Below are 18,769 nucleotides of genomic sequence, written 5' to 3'. Positions count from 1 at the left end.
ATTCGTCAGCCCGCGCGCGGCCAGGAGCCGACGGTCGGATCGGCCTCGCGCCGTCGCCACGAGTCGACCTCCCGGGGCCAGTCGTCCGTCGGGCGTTCCCACGAGGGCGGGTCGAGCTCGGGCGGCCGCACCCACCAGCGGTGCCCGGACGGCGAGGTCCAGATGATCACGGCCTCCCCTCCGCCCTCGGGATCCGGGCCGAGCTCGGCCGTCCAGTCGGACAACGTCTTGAGCCGGTGGTGCCGCCGGTACTCCGGCTTGAGCTTGTCGGCGCGCGTCGGCCCGGCACCGCCGCCCGGACGGCCGTGCTCGTACGGCACGACGTGGTCGAGGTCGCAGCGCGCGGCCGGCACTCGACAGCCGGGTGCCGCGCAGGTCATGTCCCGGGCGCGCACGAACTCCTGCATCGACACGGGTGGTCGGTAGCGCCGGGCGTCGAGGTGGGAGGCCGTTCCGGTGACCGGGTCGGTGAGGAGCCGCCGCCACCACGAGCCCGGGTCGCCCGCCAGCCGGCGACCCATCTCGGCCGGGATCGGGCCGTGGCCCTCGAGCTCCGCGGGCCGGTCCGAGAACCCGGCCAGGACGTCCCACCCGATGGTCACCCGGATCTCGGCCCGCACGGGCGACCGGGCACCGACCTGTACCCCCCGCACCGGGTCGCGCTGGTCCTCGATGGGCGAGGTCCGGGGGTCGGGGTTGGCCTCTGCGTCGGAAGGGCTGGCCGCCGGGTCGCCGTCGCAGGTCGTCGTCCCAGTCGTCCCGTAGGGCGCGGTGTCGGTCGGCCCATCGGGCGTCGTGTCCGTCGGCCCACGAGGCGCCGTGTCGGTCGACCCATCGGGCGCCTCATTCGTCGCGCCGCCGACGCCGTCTCCTCCCACCCCCTCGGCGGAGCCGCAGGAGCAGTCGCCCGCGCAACCATCGTCGCGGGCGGTGGCGCCGTCGAGGAGGAGGTCGCGGGTTGTGTCGGCGCGCTTCTGCGCGAGGTCGCGCTTCTCGCCGTCGGGACCGTCGCCGGCGCGACGGGCGAACCCGTCGATGACCGCGTAGACCCCGCGCGCCTCGTCGGCGGGCAGGCGCAGCTGCAGGACGCGGTGGCGCCGTGGTCGTCCGACCAGTACCGCAGATCGCGGTCCTTCCGCGCCTGCTCGGGCCGACGGCGCAGCAGGTCGGGATCGAGCCGGGTGACGATGCGGCGCACCAGAGCACGCAGTTGGGTCGGCGTCCGGTCACGGGCCGGGCGGGACCACAGCTCGGCGTCCACGGCACGGGCCGTCCCCGGATCGCACAGCTCGGTCTGCTCGATCACGACCCGCACGTGCGACATCGAGATCTGTCCGGCCTCGAGCGCGTCGAGGGTGCGGGGCAGCTGGTCGATCAGGGTCTCGGCCTGGTGGATGCGGATCTCCCCGGTGCGCGGCGCCACCCGGGCGAGCGTGGCGACCTCCATCGCCACGGCCTCGGACACCAGCTCCGCACGTCCGGCCCCACGGACGCGGCCCTGACGGGCGTGGAGGTACTCGCCGGTCTCGCGGTAGAGGTGGCCGGTCGCCCAGTTCGCGATCGCCTCCCAGCCGGCGAGACGTTCAGCGGCGTCGTGGCCCTCGTCGTCGACGAGATCGACGGCCTCCGATCCGGCCAGCGCCGCCGCGAGCTCGGGACCGGGAACCCAGGACGACCACAGCGGCACGGCGGACGGACGTGGCTCCTCCACCACCGTCGCGTAGCCCCTGTCGAACATGTGTTCGATGATACCAGTCACACATGCGCCACGGGGCAATCCCACCTCATCCCCTCGGGCGTCCTCGAACCGGGCAGATCTTCCCGTGGCATGGCCCTCCAGCGCCTGCTCTCGGCAGGCCGCCGCCGGGCCGGACCACCGTTCGCACATGGATGAGCGAGCCGACGTGGGACGCGCCCGCAGCGGCAGGGCCTGCCATCGCCCAGCGCTCACCTCGGGCCCGCGGGTGGCCGGCCGGGCCCCGCACCGTCGGGCCGCACCCCGTCGGGGGCGTACTCCGCCACCATCGGGAGCCCTGCCGCGCGCGTCAACCCGCGCCACGCTCGACCCTCGACGACGACGATCGCCGCGCCATCGCTCCCGGCGGCTCCTCCGCGCCGTTACACGCGGCAACGCCGCGGCAGTCCGGCGGCAACCACCCGGCAACAGGCCCTGCGCATCGTAGGGATCACCGGTCGACGTCGACCCGATCCCGCTCTCACGTGACGCAGGAGTGATCATGGCGCTGTCCACCGACACGGCTCCGGAGAACCGGTCCTCACGACGCCGCCCGACGGGCCCCGAGGACCTGGCCGGGGGCCACTGGCCGGTGGTGATCGTGGGCGGCGGACAGGCCGGGCTGTCGATGAGCCGGTGCCTGCAGCGGCAGGGGGTCGACCACGTCGTGCTGGAGCGCGCCGTGGTGGCGCACTCGTGGAAGACCTACCGGTGGGACACGTTCTGCCTGGTCACCCCCAACTGGCAGTGCCAGCTGCCCGACTTCCCCTACGCCGGGGAGGACCCGCACGGGTTCATGGTCCGCGACCAGATCGTCGACTACCTCGAGGCCTACCGCGCGTTCATCGAGCCGCCGGTGGTCGAGGGCGTCGAGGTCACGCGGCTCGCCCGCGACGACCGCGGCACGTACCGGGTGACGACGAACGCGGGCGAGCTCACCGCCGACCAGGTCGTCGTGGCCACCGGCGGGTACCACACGCCGATCACCCCGCCGATGTCCCAGCCGCTGCCGGCCGGGATCACCCAGGTGCAGTCGCAGGACTACAAGTCCGGGGCGCAGCTGCCGCCCGGCGAGGTCCTGGTGGTCGGCAGCGGTCAGTCCGGCGCGCAGATCGCGGAGGACCTGCACCTCGAGGGCCGCCGGGTGCACCTCGTCGTCGGCGACGCCCCGCGGGTCGCGCGCTTCTACCGCGGCCGCGACGTCACCGACTGGCTCGCGGAGATGGGCTACTACGACATGCCCGTCACCGAGCACCCGCGCCGTGAGGCCGTACGGGCCCAGGCCAACCACTACGTCACCGGTCGTGACGGCGGCCGCGACATCGACCTGCGGGCCCACGCGAGGGACGGCATGAGGCTCTACGGCCTCATGACCGACCACCGCGACGGGACGCTGCACTTCAACCCGGACCTCACCGAGCGGCTGGACCATGCCGACGAGGTCTCCGAGTCGATCAAGGACACGATCGACAAGTACATCGTGCAGGAGCAGCTCGACGTCCCGGCCGAGGAGCGCTACACGCCGGTGTGGCGCCCGGAGGCCGAGACGACCGAGCTGGCGCTGGCGGACACCGACATCACCTCGGTGGTCTGGTGCATCGGCTTCCGCCAGGACTTCCGGTGGGTCGACGTGCCGGTGTTCACCGGACGCGGCGCGCCGACCCACACCCGCGGCGTCACCAGCTCCCCCGGGCTCTACTTCCTGGGCCTGCCGTGGCAGTGGACCTGGGGCTCGGGACGGTTCTCGGGCGTCGGGCGCGACGCCGAGTACCTCGCCGAGCGCATCCGCTCCCAGCGCGGCCTGACGAGCACCGGGCCACGCGGGGACGTCTGCAACGTCCTCGCGCTGGGCTCGTGACTCAGGCCTGGTTCGGCCCCGGGTGCCCCGGGGTGTTCGCCGGGGCCGGCGGGGTCTGCGGCGTGTCCGGGCTGTCCGAGCCCGTGGCGTTGACCGCGCCCGCGCTGCGCGGCAGGCCGCGGGCCTGACGACGCTGCGAGGCCTCGCGCATCTTCTTCGCCGGCAGCGAGAGCCGCCAGATCGAGCGCGTGGCCTGCCAGAACTGCCGCGGGAACGCCCCGGTGGTGTAGGGCAGGTCGTACTTCTCGCACAGCGCGAGGACGCGCTCCTGGATCTCCGGGTACCGGTTGGACGGCAGGTCCGGGTACAGGTGGTGCTCGATCTGGTAGCCGAGGCTGCCCGACATCACGTGCATCAGCCGGTTGCCGGTGAAGTTCGCCGAGCCGAGCAGCTGGCGCAGGTACCACTCGCCCTGCGTCTCGTTCTCCAGCTCCTCCTCGGTGAACACCTCGGCCCCGTCGGGGAAGTGTCCGCAGAAGATGATCGCGTAGGACCAGATGTTGCGGATGATGTTCGCCGTGAAGTTCGCCGTCGCGGTGGGGACGAAGTTCTTGCCGGCCAGGGCCGGGAAGAGGACGTAGTCCTTGCCGATCTGGCGGGCCTGCTTCTGCGCGATGCCCTGCAGCTTGCGCTTGAACTCCTCCGGGTCCTCGAGCTCCATCTTCCGCAGGCCCTCGATGTCGAGGTCGTGCAGGGACACGCCGTACTCGAACGCCAGCATCAGCAGCGTGTTCACCACGGGCTGGGTCAGGTAGTACGGGTGCCACGGCTGGTCGGACCGGACGCGGAGGATCTCGTACCCGACGTCCTTGTCCTTGCCGATGACGTTCGTGTACGTGTGGTGCAGGTAGTTGTGGGAGTGCTTCCACTGGTCCGCGGGGCAGACGTTGTCCCACTCCCACGTGGCCGAGTGGACCTCCGGATCGTTCATCCAGTCCCACTGGCCGTGCATGACGTTGTGGCCGATCTCCATGTTCTCGAGGATCTTGGCCACGGAGAGCGTCAGCGCCCCGGCCCACCACAGCTCGCGGCGGTGGCTGCCGAAGAGCAGGGCGCGTCCGGCGACGTTGAGCCGGCGCTGGATCGTGATCAGTCGGCGGATGTAGGCGGCGTCCTCATCGCCGCGCTTCTCCTCGAAGTCGGCGCGGATCTGGTCGAACTCGCGGCCGAGGGCCTCCACGTCCGCCTCACTGAGGTGGGCGAACTCCTTGACGTCGGCAATGGCCATGGTCGGTTCCTCTCCGGCGGGGGACGTGGGACCTGGTCGGGCGGGAAACGAGGTCAGATGTCGAGGACGACGTCGCCGGCGGCGGCGCCGACGCAGGTCTGAATCTTGACGGCGTCCCAGTCGGCGCCACCCGTGCCGTCGGCACGGTGCTCGGTGCCGTCGCGCAGGTCGCGGACGACGCCCTGGCGCAGCGGGACGACGCAGGTGTGACAGATGCCCATGCGGCACCCGAACGGGAGCTGCAGGCCGGCCTGCTCGCCGGCCTCGAGCAACGTGGTGGCACCGTCGATCTCGATCTCGACGTCGGACTGCTTGAACGACACGGTGCCGCCCTCGGCCTCACCGCCCGCGAGGTCGACCGAGAAGCGCTCGAGGTGCAGCTGCTCGTCGAGGCCGGCGTCGGACCACACGCGCTCGGCGTCGTCGAGCAGCGCGTTCGGTCCGCACACCCAGGCCTGGCGTTCCTGCCAGTCGGGGCAGAGGTCGGACAGGTTGTCGAGGTCGAGGTGGCCGGCGGTGCGGGTGAACTGCTTGTGCACCCGCAGGTTCTCGTGCTTCTCCGACAGCCGGTCCAGCTCGTCGGAGAACAGCAGGCTCTCCTCGTCCGGCGCCGAGTGGGCGACGAGGACGTCGGGCATCGTGCCGCGGCGGTCGAGCGTGCGCAGCATCGCGATGATCGGGGTGACGCCGCTGCCGCCGGTGAGGAACAGGATCTTCTTCGGCGGCGGGTCGGGAAGCACGAACTCGCCGCGCGGCGGCGCGAGACGCACGATGGTGCCCGGCTCGAGCCCGCCGACGAGGTGCTGGGACATGAAGCCCTCGGGCATCGCCTTGACCGTCACCGACAGGTGACCCTGGTCCCGCTTGGGCGGTGACGTCAGCGAGTAGGACCGCCAGTGGAAGCGTCCGTCCACCTGGACCGCGATGCCCACGTACTGGCCGGGCTGGTGGTCGAACGACCAGCCCCAGCCGGGCTTGATGACGAGGGTGACCGCGTCCTCGGTCTCGGGCACGACCTTGACGACCTTGCCGCGCAGCTCGCGGGCCGACCAGAGCGGGTTGACCAGCGACGAGAGGTAGTCGTCGGGGAGCAGCGGCGTGGTGAACCGCGACGCCACCTTGCGGAGGCGCCGTACTCCGCGAGGGAGTCGGCCGGCGGTCTGTTCATCGCTCACGTCGCTCACCTCCGCCACGCTACATGGAACCGCCAGTACCGGGAACCGGGGGTTACACGTACAGGTTGTCGTCTGGCCACGGATGACCCTCCGAGGGCGACATGAAACACGATCACATGTCATATGTCGCCCCGAGATGTCACGCGGGGCCATCGTTAGCGTGGAGGCCGTGGACACGGGGCACGAGATGACGGTCGGCGTGCTCGCCCGTCGGGCGGGCATGACCGTGCGCAACGTCCGCGCGCACGCCGCCCGGGGGCTCCTGCCGCCTCCCCACCTGCAGGGACGCACCGGCTACTACGGGCCCGAGCACCTCGCGCGCCTCGACCTCATCGCCCAGCTCCAGGAGCAGGGGTTCGCGCTCGCCGCGATCGAGCGCCTCGTCACGGCGACACCGCGGCAGTCCGCGGAGGAGGCGCTCGCCCAGTACCTGCACATGCTCGCGCCGTGGGCCCCGGAGCCGCCGCTGGAGATGCCGCTCGCGGACCTCCCGGGCTGGCTCGGGGTCGCGGTGGACGAGGAGACCTGGGGCTCGCTGGTGGACGCGCACCTCGTGCAGACCCTCGACGACGGGCGCGTGCGCGTCCCCAACCCCGGGCTCGTGCGGGCCGGGGCCGAGGCCGTCCGCCTCGGGATGCCGCTGAGCGCCCTCGTCGACCTGCGCGAGGAGCTGACCACCCACGTCGGCGCGGTGACGGCGAGTTTCATCGACCTGTTCCGGCGCACGGTGTGGGCCGACCACGTCCGCGACGGCCTCCCCCACGAGCGCCACGGGCAGGTCCTCGACGTCGTCGGCGCCCTGCAGCCCGTGGCCGCGCAGGCCCTGCTCGCCGCCTTCCGCGAGGAGATGCCACGGGCCATCTCGGGCTTCCTCGACGAGGTCTCCGACGCGTTCGAGTCCGGCTCCGCGGGCCCGACCGGATCCGCCCCCGGGGGCAGCCCGCCTGCGGCAGAATCGGACGGGTGAGCGAGACCACGGTCAGTCCCGATCTCACGGACGACCTCGCCCGGGCCCGGGCCGGCGACGACGACGCCTTCGGCCGCCTGGTGTCGCCGCTGCGCCGCGAGCTGCACGCGCACTGCTACCGGATGCTCGGCTCGGCGCACGACGCCGATGACGCGCTGCAGGACGCGCTGGTGCGCGCCTGGCGCAAGCTCGGCTCGTTCGAGGGCCGGAGCTCGCTGCGCACCTGGCTGTACACGGTGGCGACCCGCACGTGCCTCGACCTCGTCGACGCGCGCGGCCGCCGCGCCCTGCCCGTCGACCTCGGACCGGCGAGCGAGCGCGTGGCCACGGGCGACGTCCCGGTCACCGACGTCGCCTGGTTGGGCCCCTACCCGGACGAGCCGGGCGCCCGCGCCGAGGAGCGCGAGTCGGTGGAGCTGGCGTTCGTCGCGGCCCTGCAGCACCTGCCGGGCAACCAGCGGGCGGCGCTCGTGCTGTTCGAGGTCCTCGGCTTCTCGGCCGCCGAGATCGCCACGACGATGGACACGTCGACGGCGTCGGTGAACTCGGCGCTGCAGCGGGCCCGCAAGCTCGTCGCCGAGAAGGTGCCGACGGCGAGCCAGCAGCGCACGTTGCGCGAGGTCGACGACGCCCGCCTGCGCGAGGTCGTCCGCGTCTACTCCTCGGCACTGGAGCGCGGCGACGCCGACGCGCTCGTCGCCCTGCTCACCGAGGACGTCACCTGGTCGATGCCGCCCATGACCCACTGGTACGCGGGGATCGGGCCGGTGACGGCGTTCGCGCGCGCCGTGCCGCTCGGCGGCGGCTGCGGCTCGTGGCGCCACCTCGAGGTCTCCGCCAACGGTCAGCTCGCCGTGGCCTCGTACCGGCGCGCGCCCGACGAACCCGCGGACGCCCCGCACACGCCCTGGTCGATCGACGTGCTGACCCTGCGCGGCGACCGCATCGCCGGGGTCACCTCGTTCATCGGCGCCGAGCACCACGCGCGCTTCGGGCTGCCCGGCTCCCTACCGCGATCGACCCTGCCGTGACCGACCCGGGCAACGCTGCGCAGGCCGAGGCGTGGGACGGCGGGACCGGCGCCTTCTGGGCGGAGCACGCCGACCGCTTCGACGCCGCCGTGGCCGCGCACCACCCGCCGTTCCTCGGGGCCGCGGCGATCACCACGGGCGAGACGGTGCTCGACGTCGGGTGCGGCGCAGGCCGGACGTCGCTCGACGCGGCCCGGGCGGCAGCGCCCGGGCACGTCACCGGCGTCGACCTCTCGACGCGCCTGCTCGCGATCGCCCGGCAGCGTGCCGCGGACGCCGGGCTCGACACGGTCACCTTCGAGCACGCCGACGCCCAGGTGCACCCCTTCCCCGCCGGCGGCACCGACGTCGTCGTCAGCCGCCACGGCGCGATGTTCTTCGCGGACCCCGTGGCGGCGTTCGCCAACCTCGCCCGGGCCCTGCGCCCGGGCGGCCGGATGGTGCTGCTCACCTGGCAGGGCCTCGAGCACCAGGAGTGGCTGCGCTCGTTCCTGACGATCCTCGCCGCGGGACGCGCGGTGGCGTTCCCGCCGGCGCAGGGTCCGAGCCCGCTGTCCCTGTCGGTGCCCGCCCGCGTGGACGCGGTGCTCCGGGACGCCGGGTTCACCGACGTCGAGTTCATGGCCCGTCGCGCGCCCATGGTGTTCGGCGCCGACCCCGACGACGCCCTGGGCTACGTGGCCGGCCAGCAGGCGGGACTGCTCGCCGACCTCGACCCGGCGACCCGCGACGACGCCCTCGCCGCCCTGCGCGCGGACCTCGTCGCCCACCACGACCCCGGAGGTGTCCGGTACGACGCGGCGACCTGGATCGTGCGGGCCCGGCGGACGTGATCATGGGGGCTCTCCTGACTCCGGACGTCGGCGTGGCCCCGGACTGAAGAAGTCGAGTCGATCGCTCATGGGGCCGGAGACCCGGGAGCGCGGACCGGCACAGGCGATCGCTGAGACGCTTCGGTTTCCGAAGCGTCTCCGGTCAGGGGGCGACGGGGCCGCCGGCGTCGCGGTAGAGCGTCCAGACCAGCCCGCCCGTGGTGTCGTAGTCGCCCATCGCGGGGATCGACGACGTCGGGACCGTCGGGAGGACGGTGCTCACCGACGGCGCCGCGACGAGGAGGACGAGGAGCACCAGGACCGCGCCGACGACGAGGTAGGTCGCGGTCGTCACCAGGGTCCGGACATCGAGCGAGCCGCTCCGGCGACCCGGCGCCATGAGGGTGAGGGATCGCGGCGGTGGGGCGAGCAGGCGCGCTTCGGCGGTCCGTGGCGATCAGCGGAAGCCGGCCGTGACCCCGCCGTCGATCGAGATGTTCTGCCCGGTGACCCACACCGACTCGTCGGAGGCCAGGTAGACCGCCAGGTGGGCGATGTCGAGCCCGGTACCGGGCCGCTGGATCAGGTGGAACCCCATCTGGAACGCCCGGAGCTCGTCGCCGACGAACTGGTCGGTGGCCGGGGACGTGACGAAGCCCGGCGAGATCGTGTTGACCCGGACGCCCCGCTCGGCGCCCTCGGCCGCGAGCGAGCGCGTCATCGCGATGACCCCGCCCTTGGCCGCCGAGTGCGCGACCTGCCCGAGCGGGGCGATGCCACGCAGCCCGGACATCGACGCCGTGTTGATCACCGAGGCGTTGCCGGTGGCCAGCAGGTGCGGCCAGGCGGGCCGGGTCGTGTGGAAGACGATGTCCAGCTCGACGTGGAGCACGTGGCGCCAGAGGTCGAGGGTCATCTGGTCGAACGGCGCGAACCCGGCGCCCGCGGCGTTGTTGTAGAGGACGTCGATGCCGCCGAGCCGCGCGGCGCTCTCCTCGATCCAGCGCTCCGCCGCCACCGGGTCCGCGAGGTCGACGGTGTGACCGGTGACGTCGTAGCCCTCGGCCACGAGCGGGCCCGCCGTGCGCTCGGCCGCGCCGGTCTGCACGTCGCACCCGACGACCCGCGCACCCTCGCGGAGGAACACCGCCTGGGCCGCCTCACCCTGCCCGCCGGCGGTGCCGGTGATCAGCACCCGCTTGCCGGCCAGGCGCCCGCCGGGCGGCGCGGAGGGGGCGGTCGCGGGGAAACGGGCGGGCGTGGCGTCCGTCGGCACTGTGCTCACGTCCCTAGAGTGTGCACACTTGGCACCACCGGTCAACCACGTCACAGCTCGACCATCGAGCGCCCGCCCACGCATTGACACCCGTCTCAACTGTATGCACCCTGAGTGGTCCCCATCACTGTCGAGGCGGGAGGCCCCGGTGTGATCGAGCTGGTCGACATCGCCTATGTCCGCTCCGGCGCCGCCGACCTCGCGGGCGCGGTGCGGTTCGCGACCGAGGTGGTCGGGCTCGAGCACGTCGACGGCCCCGCGGACGACACCGAGCCCGGCGTCGCCCATCTGCGCGCGGACTCCCGGCACCACTGCCTGGCGTTCGTCGAGGGGGTCTCGGGCGTCATCGCCTCGGCGTTCACCGTCGACGGCCCCGGCGCCCTCGCGCTGGCGGAGACGGAGCTCGAGAGCCGCGGGTTCACGGTGTGGCGCGGCGGGCCGGCCGACGCCCGCTCGCGGCGGGTCGGCGAGCTGATCGGGTTCGACGACCCGTTCGGCAACCGGATCGAGCTGGTCTGCGGGCAGCAGACCCTCGCCCGCCCGGTGCGGCCGGGCCGGGGGTCGGGCATCACCGAGTTCGGCCACCTCTGCCTCGACGCCCCCGATGTCGCCGAGGCCCACCGGTTCTGGTCGACGACGTTCAACGCGCGGGCCTCGGACTGGATCGGCGACGCGGCCTGCCTGATGCGCATCGACGAGGTCCACCACAAGCTCGCGGTGTTCCAGGGCGACCGGCCGGGCCTGTGCCACGTGAACTTCCAGGTCGCCGAGCTCGACGACGTGTTCCGCAACTGGCACCACCTGCAGGACCAGGGCGTGCCCATCGAGATGGGCCCGGGGCGCCACCCGCAGTCGGGCGCGGTGTTCCTGTACTTCCTCGGGCCCGAGGGCCTGACCTACGAGTACTCGTACGGCGTCCGCCGGATCACCGACGAGGCGGCCTGGCGGCCCCGCTACTTCGATCCCGCCGAGCGCGGCTCGATCGACATGTGGCTCGGTCCGACGCAGAAGCCGGTGACGACCCGACCCCAGATCACTCGACCCCAGGTGCTCCCGGAGGCGGTCCACCCATGATCTTCGTGACGCACGCGCTGCCCGTGAACGAGCCCGGCGAGCCGCTGATCACGCCCGACGCCCTGTGGGACGGGCTGGTGCGCAAGGCGGAGAACGCGCTGCCGTTCGTCCCGTCGATGACCGACTGCACCGTCACCGCCCGGTACAGCGACACCGTGTTCGACCGCGACATCGTGTACAAGGGCCAGGCGTTCTCCGAGCGGATCACGCTCGAGCGCCCGCACCGCGTCGTGTTCACCCGCATCGCCGGGCCGGTGCTGGGCACGATCGCGAACGAGATCGAGGGGGCCGGGTCCGATGACCTCACGCTGCGGTTCAGCTTCGCCCTGACCGTGGCCGGCGAGCCGGGCGGGTCGGCGGGCGAGAAGGCCCACGCCGACCAGATGACCGACAGCTACCGCGCCGCGGTGGCCGCCACGCTCGGCGCCGTCCGCAAGATCGCCGCCGGCGCAGCCGTCTAGTCCCACCTGTCTCCGGGAGCAGCCATGTCCGATTGGGTCACCGACTACTACGCCGACGTCGACGCGTTGCGTCTCGAGCCGTTCGTCGCGCGTCACGCCGAGGATGCCGAGGTGATCTTCGGCAACCAGCCGCCGACGGTCGGCATCGCCGCGATCCACGACGCCTTCGAGGGCTTCTGGTCGATGATCGGCGGGATGCGCCACGAGGTCCACCACCGCTGGGACGAGAACGACGGCGCGACCGTGATCCTCGAGGTCACCACCCACTACACGACCAAGGGCGGTGCCCACATCTCGATGCCGTGCGTGTCGATCCTCGACCGCAACCCGCAGGGCCTGGTTTCCTCGTTGCGCATCCACATCGATCTCGCGCCCCTGTTCGCCGCGATCGAGGCCGAATCCCAGGAGGCCGCGCCGGTCCCGTGACACTCGACGAGATTCGCGAGCAGGTCGCGCTCGCGGCGCGGACGCTGGCCCGCCACGGGCTGGTCACCGCGTTCGGGCACGTGTCCGCGCGCGTCGGGGATCTCGTGGTGATCACCCCGCCGATCGCACCGGGCGACGTCACCGCCGACGCGCTCGTGACGCTCGATGCGGCCGCCGGGGAACTGCCGACGGGCACCGCCCCGGAGACCTGGGCGCACCTCGCGATCTACCGGGCGCGCCCCGACGTCGGCGCCGTGGTGCGCGCCCAGCCCGAGTCGGCGTTCGCCGCGTCGGCGATCGCGACCGAACTGGTCCCGCTGCACGGCCAGGCATCGTGGCTGGGGCGCCGCATCCCGGTGCACGGTTCCGCGCGATTGCTGCGCGACCGGGACCGCGCCGAAGCCGCCGCCGACACCCTCGCCGACGCCGACGCCGTGCTCCTGCGCGGCAACGGCGCGCTCACCGTGGGCGAGACCCCGGGGGCGGCGGTAGCCCGCATGTGGCTGCTCGAGGCCGCGTGCCGGGTGCACCTCGCGACCGTCGGGCACGGGCCACGGGCCCTCACGTACGACGAGATCGACGCCTGGCGCGCGGCCGCCCCGCCCCTGATGGAGCGGTTGTGGCGTCACCTCGCAGGGCTGCCGTGAGCACGTCTGCATACACTCCGGCGGTGTCGATCGGCGAGCTCCTGGGGGGCCGGGCGGGGCTGCGCATCAACGACCCGCGCCAGACGAGCGTCAGCGTGCACGCGTACCTGCGCGACCTGATCATCAGCGGCACGCTCCCACCCGGCACCCAGCTCAAGCAGGCCGAGCTGGCCCGCGTCCTCGCGGTGTCACGCACCCCGCTGCGCGAGGCGTTCCGGATGCTCCAGGAGGAGGGGCTGATCTCCTCCGAGCCCAATCAGCGCAGCCGCGTCCTCGGGCTCGACGCCGAGGAGCTGGACTCGCTCTACGCCGCCCGGATCACGCTCGAGTCGCTCGGCGCACGTCTGACCGCCGGCCGGCTGAGCCGCGAGGAGATCCGGGGCGCGACGTCGGCGTTCAAGGAGATGGAACGCACGTACCGGGCCGGCGACATGGCCAGCTGGACCGTTGCCCACCGCGGCTTCCACCGCCTGCTGGTCGGGCGCTGCGGCGCCACCGTGCTGCGCACGATCAACTCCTACGCCGAGCAGAGCGAGCGCTACGTGCGCATCGACCAGGCCCAGCACCGCACCGACTTCGGGGCGCGCCAGCGCGAGCACCAGGCGATCTTCGACGCGGTGCGCGACGCCGACCCCGACGCCGCGGTCGCCGAGATGGCGCGCCACCTCGCGGGCACGGCCCGGCGCGTGGTCGACGGCCACGCCCCGGGCCACGGCACCCCGTGCGTCGACGGGGCGCTGGCGCTGCTGCTGGGCGGTCGGGCGTCGGTCAGTGATCCAGACTCGGCGGGTCGATCGGCCCCCACTGGTTGACCGTGGCGAGGTCGACCTCCCAGGTCCTCGGGTACATCGGGAACTCCTCGTGCCACGGGCGCGGCTCCCAGTGGCCCTTGGCCTCGTCGACCACGACGTCGATCTGGGTGAACAGCTCGACGACGTTGCCGTCGGGGTCGCGGTGGTAGGTGAACAGGTTGTGGCCCGGCCCGTGGCGCCCCGGCCCCCAGTGCAGCCGGTAGTCGTGCTTGGCGAGGTGGTCGAGCATCGAGATCAGGTGGTCGGGGCTGCGCATCTCGTAGGCGACGTGGTGCATGCCGGAGTACTTCTGGCTGGCCATGAAGTTGGCCGCGTGGTGGTCGGCGTTGCAGCGCATGAAGACGAAGAAGTCGCCCACGGTGTCCGACCACCGGAAGCCGAGGAGGTCCTGGTAGAAGGACTGCATGGTCGCCAGCTCGGGGGTGTAGGCCGCGACGTGGCCGAGCTTGGTGGGGCGCAGGGGCGTGAAGCCCTGGACGCCGCTGGGGTCCTGCGAGGTCGCCAGGTGCAGGGCGACCCCGGTCATCGGCTCCTCCAGCACCAGCACGTCGGGCGTGCCCGGCCCGATGTCGCTGCGCCGCTCGGTGACGTACCCGGCGTTCTTGAGCCGCTGCTCGGCGCTGTCGAGGTCCTCCCAGAGCTCGTAACCGACCACCTGACGGGCCTTGGCGTCGCCCCGGGTGACGACCACGCAGTGGTGGTCGGAGCCGGTGGTGAGGAACGCCCCGCGGTCGTCGCCCTCGACGAGCACGAAGTCCAGGACCGTCGTGTAGTACTCGACGAGCCGCTCGACGTCCGGGGTCTCGAAGCCCACGTAGCCGAGCTTCGAGACGTTCACCGTGCCCATGAGGAGTCCTCTCGTGTCGTGCGCTCCGCGACGGGGTTGTGCAGCGCGCCGATGCCGTCGACCTCGGCGACGGTCTCGTCGCCGGGCGCCAGGAACTCACCGCGGGGGAAGCCGACACCGGCCGGCGTACCGGTGGCGAGGACGTCGCCGGGCTCGAGGGTCACGGCCCGGCTCGCGGCGGCGATCAGCTGGTCGATCGGGGTGACCATGTCGGTGGTGCTGGAGTCCTGCTTCACCACGCCGTTGACCGACAGCCGCAGCGCCACCCGCTGCGGGTCGTCGACCATCCACGACGGCACGATCCCCGGCCCCGTGGGGCAGAACGTATCGCCCGCCTTGGCGCCGACCCAGTCGTGCCCGAACGGCGGCGCGATCGCCCCGGCGCGGTCGAGCAGGTCGCGCGACGAGACGTCGTTGACGACCGTCCAGCCGGCGACGACGTCGAGCGCGTGCTCCACCGGCACGTCGACGCACCGGCGGCCGATCACCGCGGCGAGCTCGACCTCCCAGTCGATCTTCCGGCCGGCGCGCGGAGGCAGCACGATCGGCTCGCCCGGCCCGACCACCGACGTCGTCGGCGGCTTGAAGAAGAAGTACGGCTCGACGGGGCCCGGGGGGCGGTCCACGCCCATCTCGGCGAGGTGGGCGTAGTAGTTCGCCCCCGCGCAGAGCACCTTCGGCGGGTAGAGCAGCGGCGCGAGCAGCACCGCGCCCTCCACCGGCGCGAGCCGGTCGGGGTCGAGGCCGCGCAGCACCGGGGCCAGGGTGTCCCATTCCCCCAGCACCTCGAGCATCGTCCGGCCGGCGAGCTCGTCGGGCGCCCGGCGGATCACCCCACCGGCCCGGATGCCGACCTCCGACTTCGCCGCGTCCCCCTGGTGGTGGGTGACGAGCATCCACGGCGCCTCGCGCACGCGTCCTCCCCTGCTCTGTTCGGACTCAGGTCTGTTCGGACTCAGGCCTGGCCCGTGATCAGCACGATCCGGCCCATGTTGTCGTCGGCCTCCAGGAACCGGTGCGCCTCGGCCGCCTCCGCCAGCGGGAACGCGCGGTCGACGACGGGCCGGAACCCGCGCGCGACCTCCGCCCACAGCGCCAGGGCGCTCGCGTCGTTGCCGGTGCGGACACCGAGGATCCGCTGGTTGAGCGTGTAGAGCCGGGCCAGGTTCAGCGGCACCGTCCCGCCGAGGAACGCCCCGGACGAGACCAGCACGCCCTGCGGGGCGAGGACGTCGGTGAGGCGGGCGAAGATGTCCGGGTCGCCCAGGTCGTCGACGGCCACGGCGACGCCGGCTCCGCCGGTCAGCGCGCGGACCTCGTCGACGAAGCCCTCGGCGGTGGGGTCGAGCGCCGCCTCGAGGCCCATCGCGAGGAGCCGCTCGCGCTTCCAGGCCGCGCGGGACGTGCCGATGACGCGCGCCCCGAGGTGCCGGGCGAGCTCGGCGGTGGTGGCCCCGAGGGCCGAGGCCGCTCCCGCCACCAGCACCCAGTCGTGCCGGCGCAGGCCCGCCTGGCGCAGCTGGTTCATCGCGACCGGCCCGGCGAGGGCGACGCCCGCGGCGGTGGCCGGGTCCAGGTCGTCGGGCAGCGACCAGACCGCGTCCGCGCCGACCGCGGTGTACTCGGCGTAGGCGCCGTGGGAGTGCACGCCGTCGATCCGCAGCGTCGGGCAGGCCTCCTTGCTGCCGTCGATGCACGCCTCGCAGTTGCCGCAGCCGAGCACCGGCCAGACGGCGACGTGCTGGCCGACGTCGATCTCGCTCACGTCGGCACCGACCGCGACGACCGTGCCCGCGTGCTCCACGCCGAGGACGTGCGGAAGCACCGGCTTGACCGGGTGTCGGCCCGCGCGCAGGGAGACGTCGAGGAAGCGCCCGACGCACACCGCCGCGACCCGCACGAGGACCTCGCCCGCACCCACCTCCGGGACGTCGACCGTGTCGACGCGCAGCACGTCGGGCGGGCCGAAGGCGTCGAACACGACCGCGGACATGGTGCTCGGGATCGTGCGCGGGACCGAGGGCCACGTGGCGGGGATGGTTCTCGCGGAGAGGGTCGTCATCGACAGGCTCCTTCCCTGGGCGGCTCATAGTGCACACACTTTGAGGGCCCGCGCAATGCGCTCCGGGAGCCTGTGCCGGGCTACCGGGACACGCGGTAGCGCAGGTGCGTGACCCGGCGGCCGGGCACCGCCATGTAGGGGTCCTCGAGCACGGTCTCGGGGGCGTCCTCACCGAAGAAGCGCTTCCCGCGCCCGAGCACCACGGGCACCAGGGAGATCTCGACCTCGTCGACGAGGCCGGCCGCGAGCGCCTGCCCGCCCACGTTCCCGGCCGTCACCGTGACGTCGGCGTCGCCGGCGAGCTCCTTCGCGGTCGCCACCGCGGCCTCGACGCCCTCGGTGACGAAGGTGAACGGGGCGGTGTCGAGGTACGGCCAGTCCGTGGGCACCGCGTGCGTCAGCACGACGACGTGGTCGCCGGCCGGGGGGCGTCCCTCCCAACCGTTGGTGTGGTCGAAGAGGTGCCGCCCGCAGACACCGGCGCGGACCTTCCCCCACTGCTCGCGGATCCACGTGGCGCTCGCCTCGGTGGTGCGGAAGACGCGGTCGGAGTCCGCGGCGGTCACCTCCTCGGTGCCGGCGCCGAACCAGTCGAACAGCGGACCCACCGAGTCGTCGGGACGGGCGATGAACCCGTCGAGCGACATCGTCGCCACCAGCAGCACGGTCATGGCACTTATTCAACCATAGAGTTGAACAACCGGAGACCCCCGTCACACGTCCTCGTTTGGTAGACCGGCACGCGGCACGGAGTCGTGCCGGCGTCGTGTGCGAGGGGTAGTGCCGTGGAGTTCCGACAGTCGAACAAGTTGCGCGACGTCTGTTACGAGATCCGCGGGCCGGTGGTGGAGCAGGCGAACCTGCTGGAGGAGGCGGGGCACAGCGTCCTGCGCCTCAACACCGGCAACCCGGCGCTCTTCGACTTCGAGGCGCCCGAGGAGATCGTCCAGGACATGATCCGGATGCTCCCGCAGGCGCACGGCTACACCGACTCGCGCGGCGTGCTGCCCGCGCGGCGCGCGGTGGCCGGGCGCTACCAGGCGCGCGGGCTCGACGTCGACGTCGACGACGTCTTCCTCGGCAACGGCGTCTCCGAGCTCATCTCGATGGCCGTGCAGGCCCTGGTGGAGGACGGCGACGAGGTCCTGGTGCCCGCGCCGGACTACCCGCTGTGGACCGCGGTGGCCACGCTCGCCGGCGGGCGCGCCGTGCACTACCGCTGCGACGAGTCGGCCGACTGGTTCCCCGACCTCGACGACGTCGCCGCGAAGATCACCGACCGCACCAAGGCGCTGGTGATCATCAACCCGAACAACCCGACCGGCGCGGTCTACTCGAAGGAGGTCCTGGAGGGCCTGCTCGACCTCGCGCGCCGACACGGGCTGATGGTGATGGCCGACGAGATCTACGACCAGGTGCTCTACGACGACGCGATGCACCACGACGTCGCCTCGCTCGCGCCGGACCTCGTCGTGCTCACGTTCTCGGGGCTCTCGAAGACCCACCGCGTCGCCGGCTTCCGGTCGGGCTGGCTGGTGGTCACCGGGCCGCGCCAGCACGCCCGCGACTACCTCGAGGGCCTGGCGATGCTGGCCTCGATGCGCCTGTGCGCGAACACCCCGGCGCAGTACGCGATCCAGGCCGCGCTGGGCGGGCGGCAGACGATCGGCGACCTCACCGCCCCCGGTGGGCGCCTCTACGAGCAGCGCGAGCGGGCATGGGAGGGCCTCAACGCCATCGCCGGCGTCTCGTGCGTCAAGCCCCGCGGCGCGCTCTACGCGTTCCCGAGGCTCGACCCCGAGCGCTACCCGATCAAGGACGACGAGCAGTTCGTGCTCGACCTGCTGCGCGAGGAGAAGATCCAGGTGGTGCAGGGCACGGGCTTCAACTGGCCGACGCCCGACCACTTCCGGATCCTCACCCTCCCCCACGCCGAGACCCTCGACGACGCCATCACGCGGATCGGCGGGTTCCTGGAGACCTACCGCCAGGACTGAGCGCGGCGACGTCGAACACACGGGACTCTCGGTATCAGGTACTGTCGGTACCTCCTACTGAAGGAGGACGACCCATGCTGGGCGACATCGCCGGTACCGCGCCCCTGCGCGAGGCCCTGGAGACCACGAACACCCTGCTCGAGCAGGTCCTCGAGGAGCTGCGGCGCGTGAACGCCGACGGCCTCGTCACCGTCGCGCAGGAGCTGCGCGCAATTCAGGACGCGCTGCCGACCGGGAGGACGTCCGCCGCCTGAGCGGGTACGCGCGACGGGTCCCGCCCCGAGCGGGCCCGTCGCCCCCGGCCGACTGGCACGTTTCGGTCCTCCTCCCGTGGTCACCCCCCTCGCGGCGCCACCTCGTG

Annotated in this window: 21 protein-coding genes; 11 read left to right on the top strand and 10 right to left on the bottom strand. The window is 72.8% G+C overall.

Annotation, left to right across the window (positions count from 1 at the left end):
• Positions 1-5: 5 nt before the first annotated feature.
• Positions 6-602, bottom strand: a complete 597-nt coding sequence (locus tag PH189_RS22885) for an HNH endonuclease signature motif containing protein (protein WP_274191144.1) — start codon at positions 600-602, stop codon at positions 6-8.
• Positions 599-1,738 carry a DUF222 domain-containing protein gene (locus PH189_RS30550; RefSeq protein WP_378015055.1) on the bottom strand — a complete coding sequence of 380 codons (1,140 nt, stop codon included), beginning with the start codon at positions 1,736-1,738 and terminating at the stop codon, positions 599-601. Before PH189_RS30550 ends, PH189_RS22885 begins: the two co-directional genes overlap by 4 nt.
• A gap of 499 nt (positions 1,739-2,237) precedes the next feature.
• On the opposite strand from PH189_RS30550, the gene PH189_RS22880 reads away from it, so the two are divergent.
• Entirely contained in the window at positions 2,238-3,593 is a 1,356-nt protein-coding gene (locus tag PH189_RS22880; RefSeq protein ID WP_274191143.1) for an MSMEG_0569 family flavin-dependent oxidoreductase, read from the top strand.
• A gap of 1 nt (position 3,594) precedes the next feature.
• On the opposite strand, the gene PH189_RS22875 is transcribed toward PH189_RS22880, so the two are convergent.
• Entirely contained in the window at positions 3,595-4,821 is a 1,227-nt protein-coding gene (locus PH189_RS22875; protein ID WP_274191142.1) for a fatty acid desaturase family protein, read from the bottom strand.
• 53 nt (positions 4,822-4,874) lie between these two features.
• On the bottom strand, positions 4,875-5,996 hold the full coding sequence (locus PH189_RS22870) for a ferredoxin reductase (protein WP_274191141.1): 1,122 nt from the start codon (positions 5,994-5,996) through the stop codon (positions 4,875-4,877).
• Positions 5,997-6,165: 169 nt separating this feature from the next.
• On the opposite strand from PH189_RS22870, the gene PH189_RS22865 reads away from it, so the two are divergent.
• The 3 genes from PH189_RS22865 to PH189_RS22855 are packed head-to-tail and all read left to right on the top strand — an operon-like array spanning position 6,166 to position 8,827.
• Positions 6,166-6,963 (top strand): MerR family transcriptional regulator, encoded by a 798-nt coding sequence (locus tag PH189_RS22865; protein ID WP_274191140.1) that lies wholly within the window; start codon positions 6,166-6,168, stop codon positions 6,961-6,963.
• Positions 6,960-7,994, top strand: coding sequence for a sigma-70 family RNA polymerase sigma factor (locus PH189_RS22860; protein WP_274191139.1), 1,035 nt, complete (start codon positions 6,960-6,962; stop codon positions 7,992-7,994). The genes PH189_RS22865 and PH189_RS22860 overlap by 4 nt, the downstream gene beginning before the upstream one ends.
• The gene (locus PH189_RS22855; protein WP_274191138.1) at positions 7,991-8,827 is read left to right on the top strand and encodes a class I SAM-dependent methyltransferase; all 837 of its coding nucleotides are present in this window, start codon (positions 7,991-7,993) and stop codon (positions 8,825-8,827) included. Before PH189_RS22860 ends, PH189_RS22855 begins: the two co-directional genes overlap by 4 nt.
• 142 nt (positions 8,828-8,969) lie before the next feature.
• Here PH189_RS22855 and PH189_RS22850 read toward each other — a convergent pair whose 3' ends face one another.
• On the bottom strand, positions 8,970-9,161 hold the full coding sequence (locus PH189_RS22850) for a hypothetical protein (protein WP_274191137.1): 192 nt from the start codon (positions 9,159-9,161) through the stop codon (positions 8,970-8,972).
• Between the two features lie 102 nt (positions 9,162-9,263).
• Entirely contained in the window at positions 9,264-10,091 is an 828-nt protein-coding gene (locus tag PH189_RS22845) for an SDR family NAD(P)-dependent oxidoreductase (RefSeq protein ID WP_274191136.1), read from the bottom strand.
• A gap of 141 nt (positions 10,092-10,232) precedes the next feature.
• Here PH189_RS22845 and PH189_RS22840 point away from each other — a divergent pair, with 141 nt between their 5' ends.
• Genes PH189_RS22840 through PH189_RS22820 form a run of 5 tightly spaced genes read left to right on the top strand, consistent with a single transcriptional unit; the run spans position 10,233 to position 13,502 of the window.
• Positions 10,233-11,156 carry a VOC family protein gene (locus tag PH189_RS22840; RefSeq protein ID WP_274191135.1) on the top strand — a complete coding sequence of 308 codons (924 nt, stop codon included), beginning with the start codon at positions 10,233-10,235 and terminating at the stop codon, positions 11,154-11,156.
• Complete coding sequence (locus tag PH189_RS22835; RefSeq protein ID WP_274191134.1) at positions 11,153-11,617, top strand: SRPBCC family protein; 465 nt, start codon at positions 11,153-11,155, stop codon at positions 11,615-11,617. The genes PH189_RS22840 and PH189_RS22835 overlap by 4 nt, the downstream gene beginning before the upstream one ends.
• 24 nt (positions 11,618-11,641) lie before the next feature.
• Positions 11,642-12,043, top strand: a complete 402-nt coding sequence (locus PH189_RS22830; protein ID WP_274191133.1) for a nuclear transport factor 2 family protein — start codon at positions 11,642-11,644, stop codon at positions 12,041-12,043.
• A complete protein-coding gene (locus PH189_RS22825) occupies positions 12,040-12,690 on the top strand; it encodes a class II aldolase/adducin family protein (RefSeq protein WP_274191132.1) in 651 nt (216 codons plus the stop codon). Before PH189_RS22830 ends, PH189_RS22825 begins: the two co-directional genes overlap by 4 nt.
• Positions 12,691-12,713: 23 nt before the next feature.
• The gene (locus PH189_RS22820) at positions 12,714-13,502 is read left to right on the top strand and encodes a GntR family transcriptional regulator (RefSeq protein ID WP_274191131.1); all 789 of its coding nucleotides are present in this window, start codon (positions 12,714-12,716) and stop codon (positions 13,500-13,502) included.
• Here the strand turns inward: PH189_RS22820 and PH189_RS22815 are convergent.
• From PH189_RS22815 to PH189_RS22800, 4 genes are all read right to left on the bottom strand, one after another.
• Complete coding sequence (locus tag PH189_RS22815) at positions 13,459-14,349, bottom strand: VOC family protein (RefSeq protein ID WP_274191130.1); 891 nt, start codon at positions 14,347-14,349, stop codon at positions 13,459-13,461. The genes PH189_RS22820 and PH189_RS22815 overlap by 44 nt on opposite strands.
• Positions 14,337-15,263, bottom strand: coding sequence for a fumarylacetoacetate hydrolase family protein (locus PH189_RS22810; protein WP_274191129.1), 927 nt, complete (start codon positions 15,261-15,263; stop codon positions 14,337-14,339). The genes PH189_RS22815 and PH189_RS22810 overlap by 13 nt, the downstream gene beginning before the upstream one ends.
• Before the next feature lie 41 nt (positions 15,264-15,304).
• Entirely contained in the window at positions 15,305-16,411 is a 1,107-nt protein-coding gene (locus PH189_RS22805) for a quinone oxidoreductase family protein (RefSeq protein WP_274191128.1), read from the bottom strand.
• A gap of 80 nt (positions 16,412-16,491) precedes the next feature.
• On the bottom strand, positions 16,492-17,082 hold the full coding sequence (locus PH189_RS22800) for a dihydrofolate reductase family protein (protein ID WP_274191127.1): 591 nt from the start codon (positions 17,080-17,082) through the stop codon (positions 16,492-16,494).
• A 114-nt stretch (positions 17,083-17,196) separates the two neighbouring features.
• Between PH189_RS22800 and PH189_RS22795 the strand changes: the two genes are divergently transcribed.
• Both PH189_RS22795 and PH189_RS22790 read left to right on the top strand, forming a co-directional pair.
• A complete protein-coding gene (locus PH189_RS22795; protein ID WP_274191126.1) occupies positions 17,197-18,408 on the top strand; it encodes a pyridoxal phosphate-dependent aminotransferase in 1,212 nt (403 codons plus the stop codon).
• A 74-nt stretch (positions 18,409-18,482) separates the two neighbouring features.
• Positions 18,483-18,662: a hypothetical protein gene (locus tag PH189_RS22790; protein ID WP_274191125.1), complete on the top strand. Its 180-nt coding sequence runs from the start codon at positions 18,483-18,485 to the stop codon at positions 18,660-18,662.
• The last annotated feature ends 107 nt before the right edge of the window (positions 18,663-18,769 follow it).

It is taken from the genome of Actinomycetospora chibensis (assembly GCF_028737215.1).
Lineage (GTDB): Bacteria > Actinomycetota > Actinomycetes > Mycobacteriales > Pseudonocardiaceae > Actinomycetospora > Actinomycetospora chibensis.
This window is presented reverse-complemented; position numbering and strand designations above follow the sequence as displayed.

Coding starts and splice junctions, on each gene's coding strand:
- PH189_RS30550 (WP_378015055.1), bottom strand. CDS start 1,738: ATGTTCGACAGGGGCTACGCGACGGTGGTGGAGGAGCCACGTCCGTCC.
- PH189_RS22880 (WP_274191143.1), top strand. CDS start 2,238: ATGGCGCTGTCCACCGACACGGCTCCGGAGAACCGGTCCTCACGACGC.
- PH189_RS22875 (WP_274191142.1), bottom strand. CDS start 4,821: ATGGCCATTGCCGACGTCAAGGAGTTCGCCCACCTCAGTGAGGCGGAC.
- PH189_RS22835 (WP_274191134.1), top strand. CDS start 11,153: ATGATCTTCGTGACGCACGCGCTGCCCGTGAACGAGCCCGGCGAGCCG.
- PH189_RS22830 (WP_274191133.1), top strand. CDS start 11,642: ATGTCCGATTGGGTCACCGACTACTACGCCGACGTCGACGCGTTGCGT.
- PH189_RS22815 (WP_274191130.1), bottom strand. CDS start 14,349: ATGGGCACGGTGAACGTCTCGAAGCTCGGCTACGTGGGCTTCGAGACC.
- PH189_RS22805 (WP_274191128.1), bottom strand. CDS start 16,411: ATGACGACCCTCTCCGCGAGAACCATCCCCGCCACGTGGCCCTCGGTC.
- PH189_RS22800 (WP_274191127.1), bottom strand. CDS start 17,082: ATGACCGTGCTGCTGGTGGCGACGATGTCGCTCGACGGGTTCATCGCC.
- PH189_RS22790 (WP_274191125.1), top strand. CDS start 18,483: ATGCTGGGCGACATCGCCGGTACCGCGCCCCTGCGCGAGGCCCTGGAG.